The organism is Parabacteroides sp. D25, from assembly GCF_000307475.1.
Lineage (GTDB): Bacteria > Bacteroidota > Bacteroidia > Bacteroidales > Tannerellaceae > Parabacteroides > Parabacteroides distasonis.
Map to the genome: position 1 here is coordinate 1 of NZ_JH976511.1, position 18072 is coordinate 18072.

Annotated in this window: 22 protein-coding genes; 1 reads left to right on the plus strand and 21 read right to left on the minus strand. The window is 48.5% G+C overall.

Annotated elements, in window-relative coordinates; genetic code table 11:
* The first annotated feature begins 96 nt into the window (after nucleotides 1–96).
* Nucleotides 97–1032 (plus strand): PcfJ domain-containing protein, encoded by a 936-nt coding sequence (locus HMPREF0999_RS20800; protein ID WP_008781142.1) that lies wholly within the window; start codon nucleotides 97–99, stop codon nucleotides 1030–1032.
* 101 nt (nucleotides 1033–1133) lie between these two features.
* On the opposite strand, the gene HMPREF0999_RS20805 is transcribed toward HMPREF0999_RS20800, so the two are convergent.
* The 21 genes from HMPREF0999_RS20805 to HMPREF0999_RS20905 form a co-directional block, all read right to left on the minus strand.
* Nucleotides 1134–1619, minus strand: a complete 486-nt coding sequence (locus tag HMPREF0999_RS20805; RefSeq protein WP_009276834.1) for a hypothetical protein — start codon at nucleotides 1617–1619, stop codon at nucleotides 1134–1136.
* Between the two features lie 54 nt (nucleotides 1620–1673).
* Entirely contained in the window at nucleotides 1674–2699 is a 1026-nt protein-coding gene (locus HMPREF0999_RS20810) for a toprim domain-containing protein (protein ID WP_007844620.1), read from the minus strand.
* A gap of 125 nt (nucleotides 2700–2824) precedes the next feature.
* Nucleotides 2825–3244, minus strand: a complete 420-nt coding sequence (locus tag HMPREF0999_RS20815) for a hypothetical protein (protein WP_009276835.1) — start codon at nucleotides 3242–3244, stop codon at nucleotides 2825–2827.
* Between the two features lie 22 nt (nucleotides 3245–3266).
* On the minus strand, nucleotides 3267–5213 hold the full coding sequence (locus HMPREF0999_RS20820; protein ID WP_009276836.1) for a type IV secretory system conjugative DNA transfer family protein: 1947 nt from the start codon (nucleotides 5211–5213) through the stop codon (nucleotides 3267–3269).
* Nucleotides 5214–5224: 11 nt separating this feature from the next.
* Nucleotides 5225–5608, minus strand: coding sequence for a single-stranded DNA-binding protein (locus HMPREF0999_RS20825; protein ID WP_008771429.1), 384 nt, complete (start codon nucleotides 5606–5608; stop codon nucleotides 5225–5227).
* A complete protein-coding gene (locus tag HMPREF0999_RS20830; RefSeq protein ID WP_009276837.1) occupies nucleotides 5586–6779 on the minus strand; it encodes an ArdC family protein in 1194 nt (397 codons plus the stop codon). Before HMPREF0999_RS20830 ends, HMPREF0999_RS20825 begins: the two co-directional genes overlap by 23 nt.
* Nucleotides 6780–6782: 3 nt before the next feature.
* Entirely contained in the window at nucleotides 6783–6968 is a 186-nt protein-coding gene (locus HMPREF0999_RS20835) for a hypothetical protein (RefSeq protein ID WP_009276838.1), read from the minus strand.
* An 18-nt stretch (nucleotides 6969–6986) separates the two neighbouring features.
* Complete coding sequence (locus HMPREF0999_RS20840; RefSeq protein ID WP_009276839.1) at nucleotides 6987–8459, minus strand: DUF3945 domain-containing protein; 1473 nt, start codon at nucleotides 8457–8459, stop codon at nucleotides 6987–6989.
* Entirely contained in the window at nucleotides 8456–9568 is a 1113-nt protein-coding gene (locus HMPREF0999_RS20845; protein WP_009276840.1) for a DUF4138 domain-containing protein, read from the minus strand. Before HMPREF0999_RS20845 ends, HMPREF0999_RS20840 begins: the two co-directional genes overlap by 4 nt.
* 12 nt (nucleotides 9569–9580) lie before the next feature.
* Nucleotides 9581–9766, minus strand: coding sequence for a hypothetical protein (locus HMPREF0999_RS20850; RefSeq protein WP_009276841.1), 186 nt, complete (start codon nucleotides 9764–9766; stop codon nucleotides 9581–9583).
* On the minus strand, nucleotides 9763–11046 hold the full coding sequence (traM, locus tag HMPREF0999_RS20855) for a conjugative transposon protein TraM (protein ID WP_009276842.1): 1284 nt from the start codon (nucleotides 11044–11046) through the stop codon (nucleotides 9763–9765). Before traM ends, HMPREF0999_RS20850 begins: the two co-directional genes overlap by 4 nt.
* The gene (locus HMPREF0999_RS20860; protein WP_009276843.1) at nucleotides 11033–11731 is read right to left on the minus strand and encodes a hypothetical protein; all 699 of its coding nucleotides are present in this window, start codon (nucleotides 11729–11731) and stop codon (nucleotides 11033–11035) included. Before HMPREF0999_RS20860 ends, traM begins: the two co-directional genes overlap by 14 nt.
* Nucleotides 11732–11735: 4 nt before the next feature.
* Nucleotides 11736–12791 (minus strand): hypothetical protein, encoded by a 1056-nt coding sequence (locus tag HMPREF0999_RS20865; RefSeq protein ID WP_009276844.1) that lies wholly within the window; start codon nucleotides 12789–12791, stop codon nucleotides 11736–11738.
* A 6-nt stretch (nucleotides 12792–12797) separates the two neighbouring features.
* Complete coding sequence (locus HMPREF0999_RS20870) at nucleotides 12798–13394, minus strand: hypothetical protein (protein WP_009276845.1); 597 nt, start codon at nucleotides 13392–13394, stop codon at nucleotides 12798–12800.
* 5 nt (nucleotides 13395–13399) lie between these two features.
* Entirely contained in the window at nucleotides 13400–13621 is a 222-nt protein-coding gene (locus tag HMPREF0999_RS20875) for a hypothetical protein (protein ID WP_009276846.1), read from the minus strand.
* Nucleotides 13614–16220, minus strand: coding sequence for a TraG family conjugative transposon ATPase (locus tag HMPREF0999_RS20880; protein WP_009276847.1), 2607 nt, complete (start codon nucleotides 16218–16220; stop codon nucleotides 13614–13616). The genes HMPREF0999_RS20875 and HMPREF0999_RS20880 overlap by 8 nt, the downstream gene beginning before the upstream one ends.
* Nucleotides 16217–16528 (minus strand): hypothetical protein, encoded by a 312-nt coding sequence (locus HMPREF0999_RS20885; protein WP_009276848.1) that lies wholly within the window; start codon nucleotides 16526–16528, stop codon nucleotides 16217–16219. The genes HMPREF0999_RS20880 and HMPREF0999_RS20885 overlap by 4 nt, the downstream gene beginning before the upstream one ends.
* A 12-nt stretch (nucleotides 16529–16540) precedes the next feature.
* Nucleotides 16541–16885, minus strand: coding sequence for a hypothetical protein (locus HMPREF0999_RS20890; protein WP_009276849.1), 345 nt, complete (start codon nucleotides 16883–16885; stop codon nucleotides 16541–16543).
* An 18-nt stretch (nucleotides 16886–16903) separates the two neighbouring features.
* Complete coding sequence (locus tag HMPREF0999_RS20895) at nucleotides 16904–17248, minus strand: hypothetical protein (RefSeq protein WP_009276850.1); 345 nt, start codon at nucleotides 17246–17248, stop codon at nucleotides 16904–16906.
* Complete coding sequence (locus HMPREF0999_RS20900; RefSeq protein ID WP_005868879.1) at nucleotides 17245–17457, minus strand: hypothetical protein; 213 nt, start codon at nucleotides 17455–17457, stop codon at nucleotides 17245–17247. Before HMPREF0999_RS20900 ends, HMPREF0999_RS20895 begins: the two co-directional genes overlap by 4 nt.
* 18 nt (nucleotides 17458–17475) lie before the next feature.
* Complete coding sequence (locus HMPREF0999_RS20905; RefSeq protein ID WP_009276851.1) at nucleotides 17476–18054, minus strand: conjugal transfer protein TraO; 579 nt, start codon at nucleotides 18052–18054, stop codon at nucleotides 17476–17478.
* Between the last annotated feature and the right edge of the window lie 18 nt (nucleotides 18055–18072).

The following is an 18072-nucleotide window of genomic DNA, read 5'->3' on the forward strand; positions in this document are numbered from 1 at the left end:
CTGTTGCCGGACCAATCCGCGTAAAATATTGAGATAATTTAATCATCATATAACAGTTATGTCAATACTTCACTAAAAAATTACCGAAGTATTGTTATGGTGGACTGTCGGCTGAAAAAAGGCTCTCCGGCTAATTACTTTATAATTGAGGCGGTACAGTGTTGGATGAATAAAGAGGGCAAGACAGAAACGCTGTCTTTGCTGCGAGGCATGTCTATATTTTATTATGATGCATGGATATATGGAAGTTCTTTGGAATTGCGTAAGCGGAATGTGCATCATGACCGTATTTATGATATTTGCCCGGCGGTTATCTATCCGAGAATGAAAGTGATACCCGAACTTACGAGGAATGGATTTAAGGGTGCCTTTTATGATATTTGTCCGAGTTCCTTCTTTATGACATTATTAACTGATAATCGGATGGAGATATTATATAAGGCAGGGCAAATGAATTTGTTCTTGAGATTTTTAGAGAGAAAATACGGTATGGATAAGTATTGGACATATATAAAAATCTGTTTAAGGCATAACTATGTGATACATGATGCGGACTTGTGGCTGGACTATGTGGATATGCTGATAGAAAATAAATTAGATGCGAGAAATCCTCATTATTTGTGTCCGTTAAATGTAGAAGAAGCGCATGATTGGGTGATGGGGAAATGTAAGAAAAAATATTCTGAAAAGGATGAAAAAGACTATATTGCTGCCAAATCACGTTTCTTTAATCTTTCGTTTGCGGATGGAAATATTATGGTTCGGGTATTGGAAAGCCTTTCGGACTTTTATAAAGAGGGAAAGTTGCTGCATCATTGTGTATTCAGCAACGCCTATTATAAGAGAGAAGATTCGTTGATAATGTCGGCAATGGTGGATGGAAGGCGCATGGAAACGGTGGAGTTTTCACTTAGCAGGATGGAGGTGTGCCAGTGCCGTGGAAAGTCTAACCAATTATCAGCCTATCATGATCGGATTCTGAATTTGGTACGGGATAATATACCGTTGATAAGAGAAAGGATGGTAGTGTAATGAATAGCCCACACATTTAAATGTGTGGGAGTTCTTTTTGGGAATACGCCCCAAAAAGAACCCAAAAAACGTTGTCGCTACAACACATCGTTACGCTCGGATTATTTGCTTGCCGACTTTAGTTTTCCGATACATTTTTCCTTGTCGGGGGACAATAGGAAAGAAGCCGTCTTTTTCTGCTGCACCCCTGAGTGTGGCTGGATGATGGCATACCTGCATTTTAATATCTTGCCGATAACTTCCGTACTGTCACGGTGCAGGTAGTTGGCTTTCATGGCATCCGTTGCTTTCAGGCTTTTTTCGGCTTCCATATAGGCGGAAAAGGACGGTTTGAATAGGGCACGGGGACTTTCCGCTTTCTGTATGACAGCGGATAATTGTGCGCTTTTGTTGTTCAGATAGCGCAGGCTGTCCGATACGGTGACATCTTCTGTTTCCAGCACTTCCAGTAGTTCGAACTTTAAATCCGTCCAGGTACCGTGAGAATCTGTCTGAATCCATTCTGCAATGGCTTTCTCATAGCCGGGTTTGCTGCATGAGGAAAAGGCAATGAGCAGCATATAAAAAAATAAGTGCTTGATATTCATATTGACCTGATTTTATTGGTTGTTGTATTTATGTGATTGAGCAAATCTATGAGGTTACTGGCCGCCATCCGTGGAGGTATAGATACCACACGAGACTTTCAAATCATCGTTCCAATCCTTGTTTTCCGAAAGTTCGACGTTCTTCAGTTCCTGTACCTTGTTGCGGAGTTCATCGTTGCTCAGGCTTTCGACATCAGTCGTATCGCCATGAAAGTAACGATGCAGCCATAGGGTGTATTTGTGTCCTTGCTTGTCGTTGTCAAAGATGCTCCGAAGCTCCTTTACCTGGTTTTTGTCAAGAATCAGGCGTAATAGCCTCATTTGTCCTTCCGTGAATGTCCCTTCCGTAGATACATATACGAGATTGAGGTCGCTTCCGGAATGGCATAGCTGATAGTGGGAGATACAGTCGATAAATGACTCCCCGATGTATAGAATGTCTATCGGGCGGCTTTTGTCATGGTTGCTGGTCGCCAGACAGTCGAACTTGCCACCGAGAATACCCTTGAACGCCTCATTCCGCTGTGAAATGGCTTGTACACCGTTTTCATTGTACATCTTGATACACACGTTTCGGTAAACACTCCCTTTGTTCTTTACTTCACGGATAAAGAAAGTGTCTTTGAAGAACCGGCTTTCGATGCTTTCTTTCAAGATACCTCTTTTTGAGAGATAGTTTCCTTTGTAAGTTTGCAGTTGGCGTAGGTAGAAATGCAGTTCGTCCGTTCCCATGCTTGTGTTACCGACTTCATACCGGCTTTTTTCGGGTGTCGTGATGCGGTTGGTGTTGATGTAGTTCTGAAGGATCTCTCCCACCTCGCGCAAGGTCGGCATTTTTCCGGTTGTTTCAAATAGATGTTCCTGCATCAGATCCATGATGCTTCGGCCACGCACGCTGTCGCTATGCACGTCCCAATAGGTATATTGGTTCTGTGAGTTCCGCTTGATGACGATGGTATGCGTTCCGTTGCTCATTTTGGGACAAGAGTTGGAAGAGCCTTCCACGATTTTCCATCCCAGCTCCAGCAGGAAATCGGGCAGAGAAATGGTTGTTTTTATCTGATTGAAATCGACTTTCATACGATTGACTGGATTAGTTGAATCTCATTTTATCTGAGTTTAGATTATAAATGAGAAAGATTATCTTTCATAAAGATAATAAATATCATCTAAATACGAAAGAGAAAATATATGTTTTTTTGATTTTATTTCACGGTACTGTAAACCAAATCTACCGTGTTGTCTATACTGGGAACGGCCTCTAGCTGTTTACTCTGGTTGAACACGCTTTCACCGTCTTTCTTTACTTGCAGGGTGATGGTTGCGTTCTCTTTGGAATAGAGGATGCCTTGGACGGTAATTTGGCTGACTGGCTTTTCCGTACTGTATTCCACTTTATCGGTGAAGGTCTGATCTACGGAAAATGCGGAGGTGCCGGTGCGTTTGTTCCTGAATTTCACGCCGTCAAGATTGTATATATGTACACTGCCTTTGGGTGAGGTGCCGGTTACGGCTACGGTGATGTGATACATACCGGCTTTGTCTGTTTCCGGTTGGATTTCCTCTCTGTTGCATGAAGCCGCCAATAAGCAGGCTGCCACTAATAATGAATGGATTTTTCTCATGGTAGGATTCTTTTGTTGAATGTTATCGGATGATTTTTTGTTCTGTCTTATGTGTCCCGGCTGCCGGAACTGCTGACTTTTCTTTTAATTTGTCCTCTATCTTTTTAAGGATAGCGTTGACATCTTCAATGATTTTAATGTAGTTCTGCTGGATAATCTCTTCCAGGATTTCCAGTTCCATCTCTTCTTTGCCGTTGCCTAGTTTGACCGGCAAGGAGAAACGGGGTATCTCCTTCTCTTCAAAACGGCACATATCCATCTGCACGTTGAAGAATGGCGGCTTGCCTCCGGCAATCTTGCCGATGAAGTGCCCGGCTGCTTGCCCGGCAATGTCCCTTGCCTTTAAGACCTTTTCTTTTTGCAGGCTTTCCGTTACGCTGCCGCTTCCACTTGTCTGGTGGGAATAGGATTCCTGTGCCTCTTTTTTCTCGCCAAGCAGGTTCTCAATGTCCTTGGCCGTCTTCTCGTTTCCGGTCATGCCGTAGGCTTGTGTTCCGCAAGAGGCTTTCAGGATGTTGGCACTCTTCTCTCCATAGTCCCTGACCGCTTGGTTGAAGTCCTGGACGGCAAGGATGGTGGCGACATTGTGTTTTCGGGCGGTACCGATGAAGGTGTCGATGCCTTGTAACAGGATGGTCGGAAATTCATCTACCATGAATACGCTGGTTGCTTTGCCGGGATTGTTCATCTGCGACATCAGTACGCTGCCGATGCAGGAAATGGCGGGAGATACGGCCTCCTTGATGGTGGGCGCATTGCCTACGCATAACAGCGTTGGGTGTTCCTTGTTGGTTATATCCAAAGAGAACTCTTCTTCGGGAAGTGGTGACAACACCCAGAAGATGTATTTGTTGTTCAGGAGTACCAGCGGAGTCTGTGCGGATGATACGGCTCCGGCTGTCTGCTGTTGTGCGCCCAACTTCCAGGCGGTCAGCATCGAGGACATGTTCAATGCGATTTCAGGATCTTCCGACAGCCAATGGAATACCAGGTTGCTGTCCGAAAGGGCAAGGGCTATCACATGGGGCAACGTACAGATGCCAAGCTCCCTCTCCTTGAAACATTTGTAGGCGATTGAATAGACGTAGTTAATGGCATTGTTGGCCCAAAAGTCTGTTTTTTCTTTCCAACTGGCTTCCAGATTTTTCATCAGCGTGATGATGATGTTACGGATGAATAGCGATTCGTTGCCCTTTGACATATATTTCGGAGAGAGTACGTTTACCCTGACCGTGCGTGACATATCCACGAAATTGATATAGGCGAAACGGGGTGTATCCACTCCTTTAGCCCGGAAGTATTCAATGCTTCCGTAGGCGATACGTGAGAGGATGGGTGACTTGTCCTTGGTGGGATCACCCTCCCAGTCGTACACGAATCCGGCATAGTTGCGCTCGGCGCACTGGTAGATGATTCCCTTGATCCAGCTTTCCGATTTACCGCTTCCCGGACCGCCGTCAATATAGACATTCTGCTGCGGCTTATGGATGACCAACGGCCCGGAGGCGGTCTCAAAGCGGAAGTAGAAAGCTGATTCTTCCCGGCTTAACCCGAAAATGCTGTCATCGGATTGGGCATGGCGCCGGATGAAATAAGGCAGAGTCTTGATGACAAGCAGCGTGTACGCCACAAACACAGTAGGAAACACAAATAGGTTATACCACGCTGATAACCGGCTGAATCCGATAACCAGCATGGATGCCGAAACCAATGTCATACTGGTGTAACCCCATTTCTTGTTTTCGTCTTTCACCTTGCCTACCGGGAAGAGAAAAGCAAGACCGCCGATCAGGATGACGTAGAGAAACCGGAATAGGGCATCCTTTTCCATCAGCCTTTCCCACATGGCCGGATTACGTAGTGGAGCGTATAATCCCGTAACGATAGCCCACTGAAACAGTACGGCTGTCCCGATGAGCGTGGATAGCAGGATCAGGATGAATGACAGGTCTTTCTTTTCTCTTTCCATGGCCGTTGCAGTTATTGGGGTTGTCCGGTTGCCGTTCCGTCACCGTTCTCTTTTTTCTCAGCCTTTCCCAGTAGCTCAATGCGTGAGACGGTCAGGCTGACGGATGGGATGTGGCTACCGTCATCCTTCTGGAATACATCGGCATACACATCGCCGCAGACATATACCTGTGTCCCTTTTTTCAGATACTCAAAGACCTTACTCTCGTAATTTACGAAGCAGCATACCCATAGGGTCTGTTCCTCGTTGTTCACGTTCTTGTACTTGGTGGATACATGGAAGTTGAATCCTTTTCCGTTCTTGTTCTGCCGGGCATCCGCACCGACATAACCGATAATTTGTCCTGTAAACATAATGATGGTTTTTAAAAGTTTATAATCCGAGCTGTGGCTCATTCGTATTTTTCATGGCCGGTTCCGCTTCCATGACAGGCAGCGAAATGCCGAAAGTGCCGTATAGTGTTTCAAGGTTGCTTGCCGTGGGATGGTTGGCGGCGAGGCTTTCCAATTGTCGGGATGAAGGAATAAAACCTTCATTCTTCATCTGCTCCAATACCGGACGGTTGTCTTGCAGGACGGCCAGCGTAAACCGTTCCTCCGGTGTGAGGTACTGTTCCATCCGTGAGGCGTGTTCCTGAATCATATTACTGGCTTTGCCTACATCGGCAAGGATGTTATAGATGAATTTGGGATCTTCTTTCAAGGCTCCCAGCCAGTGCTTCAGATACATGGCATTCTCTTCCCGGATATAGGTGGATATGCCCAGGCTTTGCCCGACGGTAGCGGAGGTGAGTTCGGCAACCAGTTCCTCTTTGGCATATTGCGTGTCTCCGAAAATCACGCCTTTTTCCCGGTTCAGATGCTCAGGCTCTCCAGTCGAGTGCGCCATCTCATGAAGTAGTGTGGAGTAAAAATTCTCTCCGTCCTTAAACTGCCCCTTCAGGGGTACGACAATATGGTTTTCTTCTCCCCTTGCATGGTAAGCACTATTTCCTTCCTTGGAATAAATGGGGCAGATCCATTGCTGTTCCCGTACCATCGCATCGATCAGAGGCACGGTGAGCATCCCTTGCTCATCCTTGATGGCCGGTATCTTGAATTGCTCCTTCAATGCTTCCCATTTCTCCGGTTTCGTTTCCTGAAGATTGGTCTGCTGTACGTTGAACACATTGTATGTCTTCAGAAACGGCGTGACCTTATATTCCTGCTGCTCGTTTTTATCCAGGTTCTTATATACGTCGAAAGGTATTTTCTTTCCGTTCTTGTCTCTTACTGAGAAATTCCAGTAAATGACCGGGAATGACTTTTCTCCTTTCAGTATGTTAAGGCCGCTGTCCTTGGCTTGCATGAAGGTCATATAGACCGGCAGGCTGTACTGCTCTTTTTCCGAAAGTAGAAACAACATGAAGGAATTTACTCCGTTGTAGGTTCTTCCCTCGATATTTTGCGGAAGTCCCCCACCCTTTATCCCGAACCAAGGCTTCTGCCAGTTATCTTCCACCTGCTTTATCTTCTCGATCATCAGTTCGGCGAAACGCTGTAATGCTTTGTCATTTGCTGTATCCATGATTTATTGGTATAGATTTCTGTTCTCGTAATCAAGCAGCCATTCTCTGGCCGTTTGGTTGTTTGTCTCTTGATGCTTGGCGGCCATCTCTTCTTGATAGGCCTGTGCAAGCTCTTCCTGTGTAAGTAGAAACTCTAAGTCACTGATTTCTCCTGCAATGTTTTTCTGTACTAATTCATCGTAATCCATAATTCCTGATTTTTTAGGTTATAAGTCATTGAAAGCCCGGTTGATGGTGCTGGCTATCGGACGGGCCATTTCCTTGCTGTTGTCGGGTTTGGGTGTGCTGGCCAGTTTGACATCTCCCAGTGTCTTTGTGCTGCCTTCCATCCCGAAAATCTTTTGTACGGCTATCAGCGTGTTGGCTTGCACACCCGTTTCACGCATCCGGGTAAGGTCTTGTTGGGTGAGCCGGTACTCTTCTTTCTGTATCTCTTGGATGACATGAAAGTTGTCGGTCTGTGCGGCATCCAACAGACGTGCGGCCTGCCTTTCATGTTCGCCCTGTTCTTCCGGCTTGGTGCCGAACAGCTGGATGACTTCATGGGTTTGCCTTTCATCCAGACCGTGTTCCTTACCGATTCCTTTGATAAACTCTTCACTGGGTTTATATCCTTCCTCTTTGAGCTTCCCGATTTTTTCAAAGTCATGTTTGCCCACCGCTTCCTTAAACTCGGCTTCCATATTGCGCCCCTCTTCGTGTTTTTGCTCTTTTGCAGCCTCTATGTTGGCCGCATGGGCTTCCAGTTTGGGGGGCATGGCCTTGATCAGCTCTTGTGCCTTGCCGGGAGTGATACTCTGTATGTTCTGTATCATGACTCCTTTCCTGTCATCCGTCAGTTGGATGTCGGCAATGAAGTAGCCTTCCGGACTGTGCAGCAGCTTGTTCTCCAGTGCATGGCCGTTGGCGAGCAGGTATTTGTCGGCTTTGGTTAACTTGTAGCCGCCATATTCGCTGGTCTGCCCGATGATGTCGGGAATCTTGATTTCCTGGTTGGTGCGCAGGATGACGGAGTTCAGATCCCGGTCAACTTGCAGCAGGATGTCCTTCTTATTTACGGTGATGGGTACGATGTCACCGGCAAGCAGCTGTTCTTTCTCTTTCTTGCCCAACTTCTTTCCCAGCACCTTGTCCGGGATAATCAACGCCTCTTTGCGGTAGAATACGGAGATTCCGTCATCGTTGAAACGGAGCTTCCCCGGTTTGCCGTGTATCTCCATCAAATCAGACATGACACCCTTTTCCTGCTTGGTGCCTTTCCCGTCGAAGATGTTCCCTTGCTTGTAGGCGTATTCATAGAGCGACTGTCCGGTGTAGCATACCTTCAGGCGATGGTCGATGACGGTAAAGCCGTCCTTGTCATGTCCCTTCAGGTTCTCCCACCGCTTGATGCTGATGCCCTCCTTCTCCAGCTCGGCGACATATTTAGGATCATTGGCACGTTCCTTGTCAAAAAGGGCGGATACACGTTCTTTTGATTGGTCACGAAGGCTTTCATCGTACTTTGCTCCGGCTTTTTCCCTGATTTCGCTTACGCTCATGCTCAGCTCTTCCCCGTCTTTGCGGAACCGGAAATATCCGTCCCGGTATTCGGTCTGATAGCCCAGTGATTCGGCGATGCCGCCGAACTGTCCCACGTTGTCGAACATATAGGTGTCTAATGCTTCTCTCAGTTTCATGGCTGTGGCTTGTATAAGGGTTCTGCGGAAAGGATGTATTCGTTCAACACGGCCAGCTTGATGTGCCGCCCCCCGTTTCGCTCGTAAATCTCGATCTCGAATACCTTATCATCGGGTATCGTGAATTTGTCGAAACCAAGTATCAGCCGGTTCTGGCTCTTGCCCTTGATTTTCGTGTCAAAATCTTTCTGATAGATAGGTTCGATGGTCGTTTCTTGCTGGATGACGTTCTTGCTCTTCTTCTGGTCACGCTGGAAACATTTGACAAACTCGATGTCGTAGTCGATGTATGATTTGTTTTTCAGGTCAAAGATGAAAAACATGAAGCCCTCATGCACATACAGATTGGCCATTGACAACTCAAACTTGTTCTCGATGACCCCCAGGCTGTAGATGTTGCGCTTCTTGGTGCGCAGCTCTTGGATGCATCTTTCCATTTCCTCACTGTTCACATCCACATGGGCGGTATATTTGCGCTGGTCATCGAAATTGTAGGTGAATACGGAGGTGTTGCCCCGTTTGATGGTGATGTGGTAAGTGTTCATGGCCTTATCCACCACAAACAGGTTGGAATATGCCACGGCATCTTTGGCGGTTGATACTTTCAACTGGTTGTTGTAGGTGGCCAGAGTGAAGGACACCTCGTTGCCGGGCGTTCCGTAAGCGATGTCCTCCGGAAAGAAGAACTCGGCCAGATGGAGGTCGCTGACTTCTGCTTGATAGTCATGGTGCTGCCATTTCCTGTTGTCCTCGTAAATGTTCGGGTGTGAATCCGTGCCGCTTTCGGGAAGGTAGCGGATGTGATAGGTGTAAACGCTTCCGTCGATGCAGACTACGGTCAGGTTGGTCTCTTCGGTGAATCCTTCCGCTTGCGCCGAGAGCCTGACGATATGGGGTGCCTCTTCTACCCGGCTGGCCATGACAAGCTCCTGCTCGCCAATGGCGATGTCCGAGACCTGTGCGGGAAAGACCAGGTGCTTCACGCAATCGAAAGTGATGTGTATCTCTTTCTGGCTGATGGCTTGTTGCCGGGGTTTGACGCTTTCCTGAGCGGAGAGCGACAGGCTGCACGCAAGGCAGCAGAACAATAGGCGAATGTATTTCTTCATGTTGTCGATATGTTAAACGGTTCTTGAAAAAAAGGCTGTGAATACGGTGATGCACCATAACAGAAGCAGGGTGATACCGAAAGAAACGGTCAACGGACGTATCTCCTTGAAGGATTTCCCGCTACAGCGCGATACATAGATGCGATAGCCGAAAAAGACCGCAGACAAGGCAAGCAGGTAATTGAGAATGTCTATCATAATTTGTCTATCAATGTTTGAAGGGGATGATTTTTCTTGTTCGTTTTCTCTTGTTCCATTTGCTCATAGAGCTTCTGTAACTCCGCTTGCACGGCTTGCCTGCGCAACTTCGATTCCTGACTCTCTTCCTGGATATACATTTCGTAGTTGGACTTGAGATGTACCTTCACTTGTGAGAGGCTCATGTTCAGGATTTGCTTGGCTACCTGGGTGGTGGCGTTGACTACGCTGGTCACTTCGCTGGCCATCGTGCCGATGGAAGAGAGCGGCATGTCGATGTTCTGTACAAGACCTTGTTCCATACGCTTGGCTGCACTGGCCTTCAGGTTATTGGGCAGGTTCAAACCTTCCATGGCATCATTGTCGAAGACAACCACCGATACGGGATTAAGGTTGTCTCCTACCTTCAGGTTGCTGACCACCACATCTAGGCGGTTGGCTCCCAAAGTGGCGACACCGTAAAACAGCGTGTTGGCCGGTATCTTCATGCCGGATAGGGTTACGTCCTGAAGCAACCGCATCCGTACCGTACTGCCCGTGACTACGGTCTGGTCGCCGTGGATGCAAGCCCTGAAGAGGTTGCTGTTTCCCGGTGCGGAGGTCGGTTGGCGGCGTACACGCTTGCCGTTTTCGGCACGGTAGATCGGGCCTTTTTGCATCAGGCTGTCGGTGGATGGATGGCCGGAAGGGTTGGAGGCGGCTTTCTCCGTTTTTCCCTCTTGGTCATAATTGACAATCCGTTCATACATGCGCTTGCGGTATTTGTCGGATTCTTCCAGCTCTTTACGGATGCGTGAGTTCTTCTTGGCTTCCCGGATAATCTCGTTGAGCGCCTGCTCGTCCTCCAGTCCGTCCAGTTGGCTTTCCAGCTGATGAGAGAAGCGTCCGTTCCGGCCACCTCCGTATTCTGCCATGACTTCGCTGTACGGATCGTTCTGCATACGGCGGATGCGCTCCAGTGTGGCACGGTCATACCGTTCCTGCTGGTTTTGTAGCTCGAAGTAAAAATCAGATCCTTTGACCTGAGACTCTTTCAAGATGCGTGCCTTCTCCTGCTCTTCCAGTTTGTCCTGCTTATAGGCTTCCATCTTGTCGTTCACCTTGTCGGCCATTTCCGACTGTGGCTCCAGAAAGGCTTGCGAGGCGGCCTGTTTGTCACTCCCTGACATCCCGTTCCCGTTCTCACGGATGAAGAATACATAAAGGAAGAGGATGCCCAGGATTACCGGGATGGCCATCAACAGCTTGTTCTTGTCTTTGATAAGTTTATTCGGTTCCATGGTCGGTTGGTTTAGAGGTTTCTGACTGGTTTTCATTCTTGCCCGGAGAAGTTGCCTGCGATGTGTTGGCGCCGTTGTTTTCCACGGGTTCGGAATAGCGGACAATCCAATCTTCTATCTTGGCTCCGTGCACATTTTCCTCGCTGCGGGACAGCATATCATAGATGGTGAACTCCGCTTCGATATTACGTGAGATGCTTCCCCGTGCCCGGTACCCGGTTTGCGTGAAGATTATCTTTCCGGAAACGGGTATCGTTTGGGTGTTAATCTTTACATCCTTGATGCGTACCCCGTAACGGATATTCTTTTGTATGAGTGAGTTCAGCATATTCACATCGTTGTACTCATTCAACAGCTCCTTCCCCTTGTTGCCTATGAGGTTGAGCGCAAGCGAAATGTTCTTCTCGTAGCTGCTCTCGTCAAAGGCATACCAGTGGGTTACGAAGGTCTTTACATGGTTCATGTATTCGTATTGCCGCATATCGCTGGCAGACAGGCTGCTTGCCTCATAGACTTCTCCCTGCCTGTCGATGACGAGAGCCTGGCCGTATGCTTTTTCTATTTTGTTGATAAGGAAGATGATACTGCAGGCAAAAGCGATAGTCAGGATGATGCAGTACCCGGCTGAAAGCCGGATAGTCAGCTTGACCGCATCATCTGCTCCTTTGAATTTCATCAGATTCATAGTTCTATTTTTTATTGTTGTCGTTTATGAAACTTGCCCCGATAGAGGCGGCACCGCCTACGTTGGTCAGCTTGTCGCCTGCCGCTGTGCCTCCCATCAGGGCGATGGTGGCCGCCGTGGTGACAATTGACACGGTTTTCGAAATGATTTTCCCGGCATCGTTGTGTCCTACGATTTTGGAGGATAGCCAGAAACAGCTGCAATAAGCACCGATCAGGGCGAGATCCATTCCTAAATATTGTATCTGCTGCGTAGCTGCGTCCACCATGTCGGCACTTTCCGTATAGATGGCCTTGAAGGTCTGCCACATGATTTGGTTCAGGATATTGATGACGGTGAATACCATACAGGCGGAGCAGAGCGTACCGAACCAGATACTCAACTGTTTCTGAAAGACCGGCAGCATGCTCACGGCAAATACGAACGGGCCGAGAATGACCAGTAGCTTGACAATGACCACGCCGATACCTAAGATGACTACTTGTATGATTCCTACCAGTAGGGCGGAAATGCCATGAAGTACAAGGGTGGCGAGGTTGGCGGGATTGAGCAGCTGCACAATCTTCTCCACGCTGGAGCGTACACCGGTCATTTCGTCCTCTTCCATCTTTTTATCCAGTTCGTACTGCATGGCGCCGGTGTTGTCTTCTCCGGCTGCTACCTCCGACTGGAGGCTGTGTTTGTCGTATTCGGCAATCATCTCTCCTTGTTCGGTGGCTGATTGTGCCATGAACTGGGCAAATTCCTGCGCACGCTCGGAGGTCAGCGAGGTGGCTTCGTTAATTACTTCCATCGTGCCTACGATGGTTTGGGCGATGGGGGTGTACATACTCAGGCAGAAGAACAGTACCAGGCAACGGGTGATTTCCATCATGTCGGGAAATTTGTCCTCATTCGGGCTTAACAGCTGGCTGGCTCCGTGATAGAGATAGTTGTATGCCAGGTTACAGATAAAACATATGACACCAACACCGAAGGCGATGACCGTCATTTGCGAAACGAGTTCCATTGTCAGGCCGTCCGTGATCTGGAGTCCCCAGAGAAAATTGTCTTGATTCATAACGCTTTAATTGGTGTGTCGTGTGAAAGCGGCCAGCCGTCCCTGATAGTAGGTCTTCCGGTTATGCCCTTTCATGGATTTGTAAATGACCGTGGAACGCACGGATTCGTTAAACTCTCGCATTTCTTCAGCTGCCTTCTCTACCGATTCCTTCACTTGCTCGATGAATGACATGCGTCCTTCCGAGTTCATCGAGAAGTAACTGGTCACGGTGGCTACCTTGAACAGCAAATCGGTACTCAGGCTCAGGTTGACGGTTACACGCTGAAAATTAAGAAATTTCAAACAGTGGTAATTTGAACCTACATTCAGGTAAAAACTGTAGTCACTGCTTAGGCAGGCTACATCGTCAAGTAAATCGGCCAGTTCTTTCAGTGACTTGAGTTCCTTCAGCTGGTCGATTTTTTGCAGGCCAAGCCTCAGTTCCTGGGCGTCTATCATTTCATTGATTTGTGCGACCCATTTATTGACATTGGTGATCCATTCCGTTGAATTCAGCAGGGTGTGTCCGGGATCATGCACGACAAACTGGGCATGAACGCTGCCGGTTCCCATCAACCCCATCGAGACGGAAAGTCCGAGTATGAGAATGATTCTTTTCATGACGGTTATTTGTTGATGATGAATAATAGGGTGAATATGACACATACCAGCCAGGCTATCAGATAGCTTTTGGCGTTCTCTTTTTTCATGGCCAGTGCCCATACCACGAAAATGAGCGCAACGCCTAAAAGTGCGGCGGCAATGCTTCCGGCAAGATTGTATGCGCTGCCGTTGAAGTCGGTTGACCAGCTTAGAAGGGCGGTCAGCCCTTGGGTGGCGTCATCCATACTTTTTCCTCCTTTCCTCCAGATAGCGGTTGATGGCCGTATAGGTCGAGCCGCTTTCGTTGAACAACTGCTTCAGCCGTACTACCGTCGCTTGGCGCGAATCGAAGGCTACGGCGGCGAAGTCGGACACCTCGTTGCGGAAGATGAAGGCATCGTTCGACATCTTGATGAAAAACTCTCTCCAGCGTTCCGTGCGTTGCAACGACTCGATCATATAGGCCTCTTCGTCCGTGATGGAAAGCACGGCTTTCACTTCCGGCAGGTTCTGCCGGTGTTCCGAATGGTCGAGGATAATCTTGGTTGCGCAGTTGATGATGATGGAGTCCTTGATACTGGACGGCATGTTTTTCAAAAACAGGATGTTCTGTGCGGCCAGCGTGATGCTTCCCTCCTTTTTACGGAAGGTACGGTACAGGTAGGCGATGAAGTCTCCGAATTTCTCGTCTTGCAGGAAGTCGAGCGCTTCGTCGATGATCAGTTCTTTGGCAAATCCCTGGCGTTTCTTGATTTTATCCACGATCATTTGCAGGGTGATGATGGCAACGAGTGGAAAGTACTCTTTCTTAGAGGCATCTTCCATATCGAAGGCTATCAGCCGGTCATGCACGATATCCACGTTCTCGGTGGCGTTCAGCAGGAATGACAGCTCTCCGTCCGTATAGGGTTCCAGCAAAAGCAACAGCTCCTCTATCTCGAATTTCTGTTTCTCAAACTCGGTCATCCGTTTGCTGAACACTTCCTTCAGATAAGCCCGGTAAGTTATCAGCGTTGGGAAGATACGCTCATGCTTCTCTCCTATTGAAGAGTTGTTCACATAGTCGTAAAATCCGATGACGGATTTCCTGAGAATGGCGTTCTCGGCAGGCAGCATGGGTTCACGTACCTTCCAAATGTAGCTGATAATGGCGACGATGGTCTTTATCTGGTCATCGGCGGACTCGGCATCCGTGGTGTCGATGTATAGGTATTTGCCGTTCTTGTCACGGTCACACAAGAAGGGGTTGAACGCAAATTTCTTCTGCTCGGTAGAGTCGAAGTATTTGCCCCGGTTCAAGGCTATCATCGAGCGGTAAGAGCCGCCGATGTCGATGATCATCACATCCCGGCCCAGTTCATAGCTTTGCAGGATGTAATTGTTCAGCCAGAAAGATTTACCGGAACCGGACGGGCCGATAACGATGCGGTTCTTGTTGTTCAGCGCCGGATAATCCCAGAGGTTTATCTTGGCGGGAGTACCGAAACGGTCATGGTAGATATGTCCTTTCTCGTCCGAAAGGTACATCCCCTCTTTTTGCAGATAACAGATGGCCTGCTTGGTCGTGTTGACGAGGCCCCGGTAATTGGCCCTGGCATTGCCGGGTATGTTGCAGAAGAACAGGTTGCACAGCTCGGCGTTCTCCACATAGCACGAACTTTGGTTCATAAAACTGAAGCCTTGCTGTACCAGTGCGGTTTTCCGCATGAGCGAGGTACGGTCTGTATCGTTCAGCACGACATTGAAGGCGGTATAGGCGGTCTGGTAGTCGAACTGGGTAATCTCATCGCAGAAAGCTGCCTGCTCGCGTTGCTTCTCCGCTGCGGGCGGATAAAAGTTGGTGATGTAGTTCAGCGCGTCTTTCTCCGCACCGATGGCCGTTACGGTGGCATCGGGATCGGTTATCTCTATCACGATGTTTACGATGTGGTTGAACGGCAGACCAAGTCCTACGGGGTACAGCATCGAGCATTTGCTCCGTATGCTGTCCGGTATCTCTATGTTTCCCCCGTATGCCTTCGACTTGCCGGTGTGCGGCACGGCCAGTTCTTGAAGATGCTCGCCTTCATTGGTCAGCGAAAGGATGGAAACGTGCTGTTGCCCTACTTTCATGCTTCCGCTTTCACTGACGGCCATAGGGTTGACGCTCTTCTGCGTGGCATCGTTTTCCGGTGTCTCGTAAGAGAGGTTGACGTAGTCGTAGATGGCGTTGTTCAGTTCCGTATCATCCATCTTGCGTATCTCAAACTGCTGGATGGATGACAAGCCGTTCTCAAAGTTCATCAGAAAGGCTTCCATTTCTGTCAGCCGTTGCTGATATTCCTTATAAGGTTGCTTGAACGGGTAGTGCAGCTTTCGCATCAGCGAGGTGCCCGATGCGCTTTTGCGTATCTTACCGTTTCGGTTGCCGTTCGTGAACGTCACATACAGGTTGGTGTAGCTGTTCAGTATCTCCTTGCCGTTGAAATGACGGTTGTTCTCCGCTATCAGGGCATTGGAAGAGTATTCTGCATGATGGTATCGCCCCGTATAGTAGAAATTCTGCTGATGGATGACCGTGCCTGCCGGAAGCATCTTCAAAAGAGCCTCCAACCGCTCATGGATGTATTGCGCCTCGCTTTCCGACAAGGTGAACACTTCGGGCAGAAGCAGCCGGTAGCCGACGGTGATGTCACCGTTCCCGTTGATGACGGCGTTCTCCGTGATGGTCTGGATAGGCAAGACACTTTCCAGATCCACGGATTTGTCCTTCACCTCTATCTCTGTCTGCCGGATATACAGCAGAGCAATCAGCAGGCACAGCGCACAGATTAGCAGTGATATGAGTATGATGATTCCTATCATGGTTGCTGTTTTAGGATGAATTTGAAAATCTGCCGTTTGTCCGTTATCTGCCGGGGGGTGGCGTTCTTGATCTGGAGGCCGGTCAGGTAGTCCGGGTTACCGGCCTTGTGTTCCTTTTTCAAGGTTTGGAACAGCAGACCGGATAGAAACAGAATGGCGGAAATGATTCCGATGATGAGTATCGGGTGCAGCTGCTTGAATATGCTCACGATGATGATGATGGCCGTCAGCAGCATGAAGATGGCGAACTGTCCCGATGACAGACCGAAGAACTTGATCGGCTTGTTGATTTTACGCATGGTTCTCATGGCTCTTCGTTTTTAGATAATCAGGAAGGCCACCATGATGACTACCACGGCGATGATCCAGCCGAGCAGGTATTCCTTGGCATGGGGATTGTTCGTGGCAAGCGAATAGATGACAAAGACCAGGGCGATGCCGAGTACCGCCGCCAAAATGTATTTGGCTACGTCCAGAATGGTGTCCGTACCCTCTTTGGCTTTGTCTGTCACTTCGGATAGGCTGTTGATCTTCAGGCCGCTTTGTGCCTCCGCCACTTGTGCCGTTCCCAACAGCGTGAAGAATATGAGAAAGGTGAAGATAACCTTTCCGTAGCGGTTAATGACTTGGTTCGCTTTTTCTTTTACATTTTCGATTGCTTTCATTTTGTTCCTATTTTTTAATTAAACATGAATCGTTTTCAGTCTCTCCCATTGCACATCCTTATACTTGATGGATATGGGCTCTTCTTTCGGCTGTTCCGGCAGGGGTTTGCCTGAGTAGTAGTAGGCTCTTCCATGCAGATACATATCGGCTATCTCGGCGGCCAGTTCCTCTTCTTCCAGCTCAGGCTGAAATACCACGCAGATGACCGGATAGGCTCTCTCCTGCCCTTCCTTGCGCACCGCCCCCCTTATCGGCTTCTCTTTCTCCTTTCCGGAAGAAAGGGCTTTCTTCTTTTTCCGGAAGTAAAAGTGAAGCGTGACACAGGCGAGTATGGCAACCAGTATCAAATCCACTACGTTCATAAGAGTTGCCAGATAATGAGCCAAGTGACCAATGCCGTGATATAGGTGATGATGGCCTCTTTGGTGCGCTCGTGGTTGCTTATCAGCTTTTTAAGTACCGCTAGTCCGGCACATAGAAAGCCTACCCCTATCAGCATGGCGCCTATTTCACGGTATAAGGAGATCAGGCCGGATACATTTGTATCGGCTAACAATATGATAATAAGCATGGTGATATGATTTGTCGGTTAGTAGAGCAGTATCTTTATTCCTACGTTCCAGACAGTGTTCCACTTGTCAATGGATAGGGGATTCCAATGTTGTTGTATGCGGGCAAGCAATGCCGTTCGGGGCAGGATGAATATTTCCAGTTCCGTTTCCAGTTTCGGGCCGATGATGAAGTTGTATTCCTTATCGGGGTGGCGGACGTATTCTGTACCGATGAATCCTCCCAGGGCGATGCCCCAGTAAACGGATTTCAGGTTGCTGGCCAGGGTTCTGTAATAACCGCCGTCCACATAAAAGTCCTTACCCTTATCATGTATCGTTTCGGGAATCGTTTCTTCCGGGTTCAAGGTAGAGACTTGCGGTAGGTTGGGTGTGTATTCGTAAGGCTTCTCAAAATAGCTAAGCCCGGCTTTCCAATAGCTTGTCCGGTTGATGTATCTGGAAAAGGACAGGTTGTAATAGTTGCCTGCATTGCCGAACAGGTTAGTGCCGTAGTTCAATTCAAGTGCCGGGATGTTCTCATAATGGCGTTGCGCAAAAGCGCTTACGGTGCATAACAGCAGGCTAAGGCTGATAGCAGTCAGTCTGATGTGTTCCATGGGAATTACTCTTTAGGT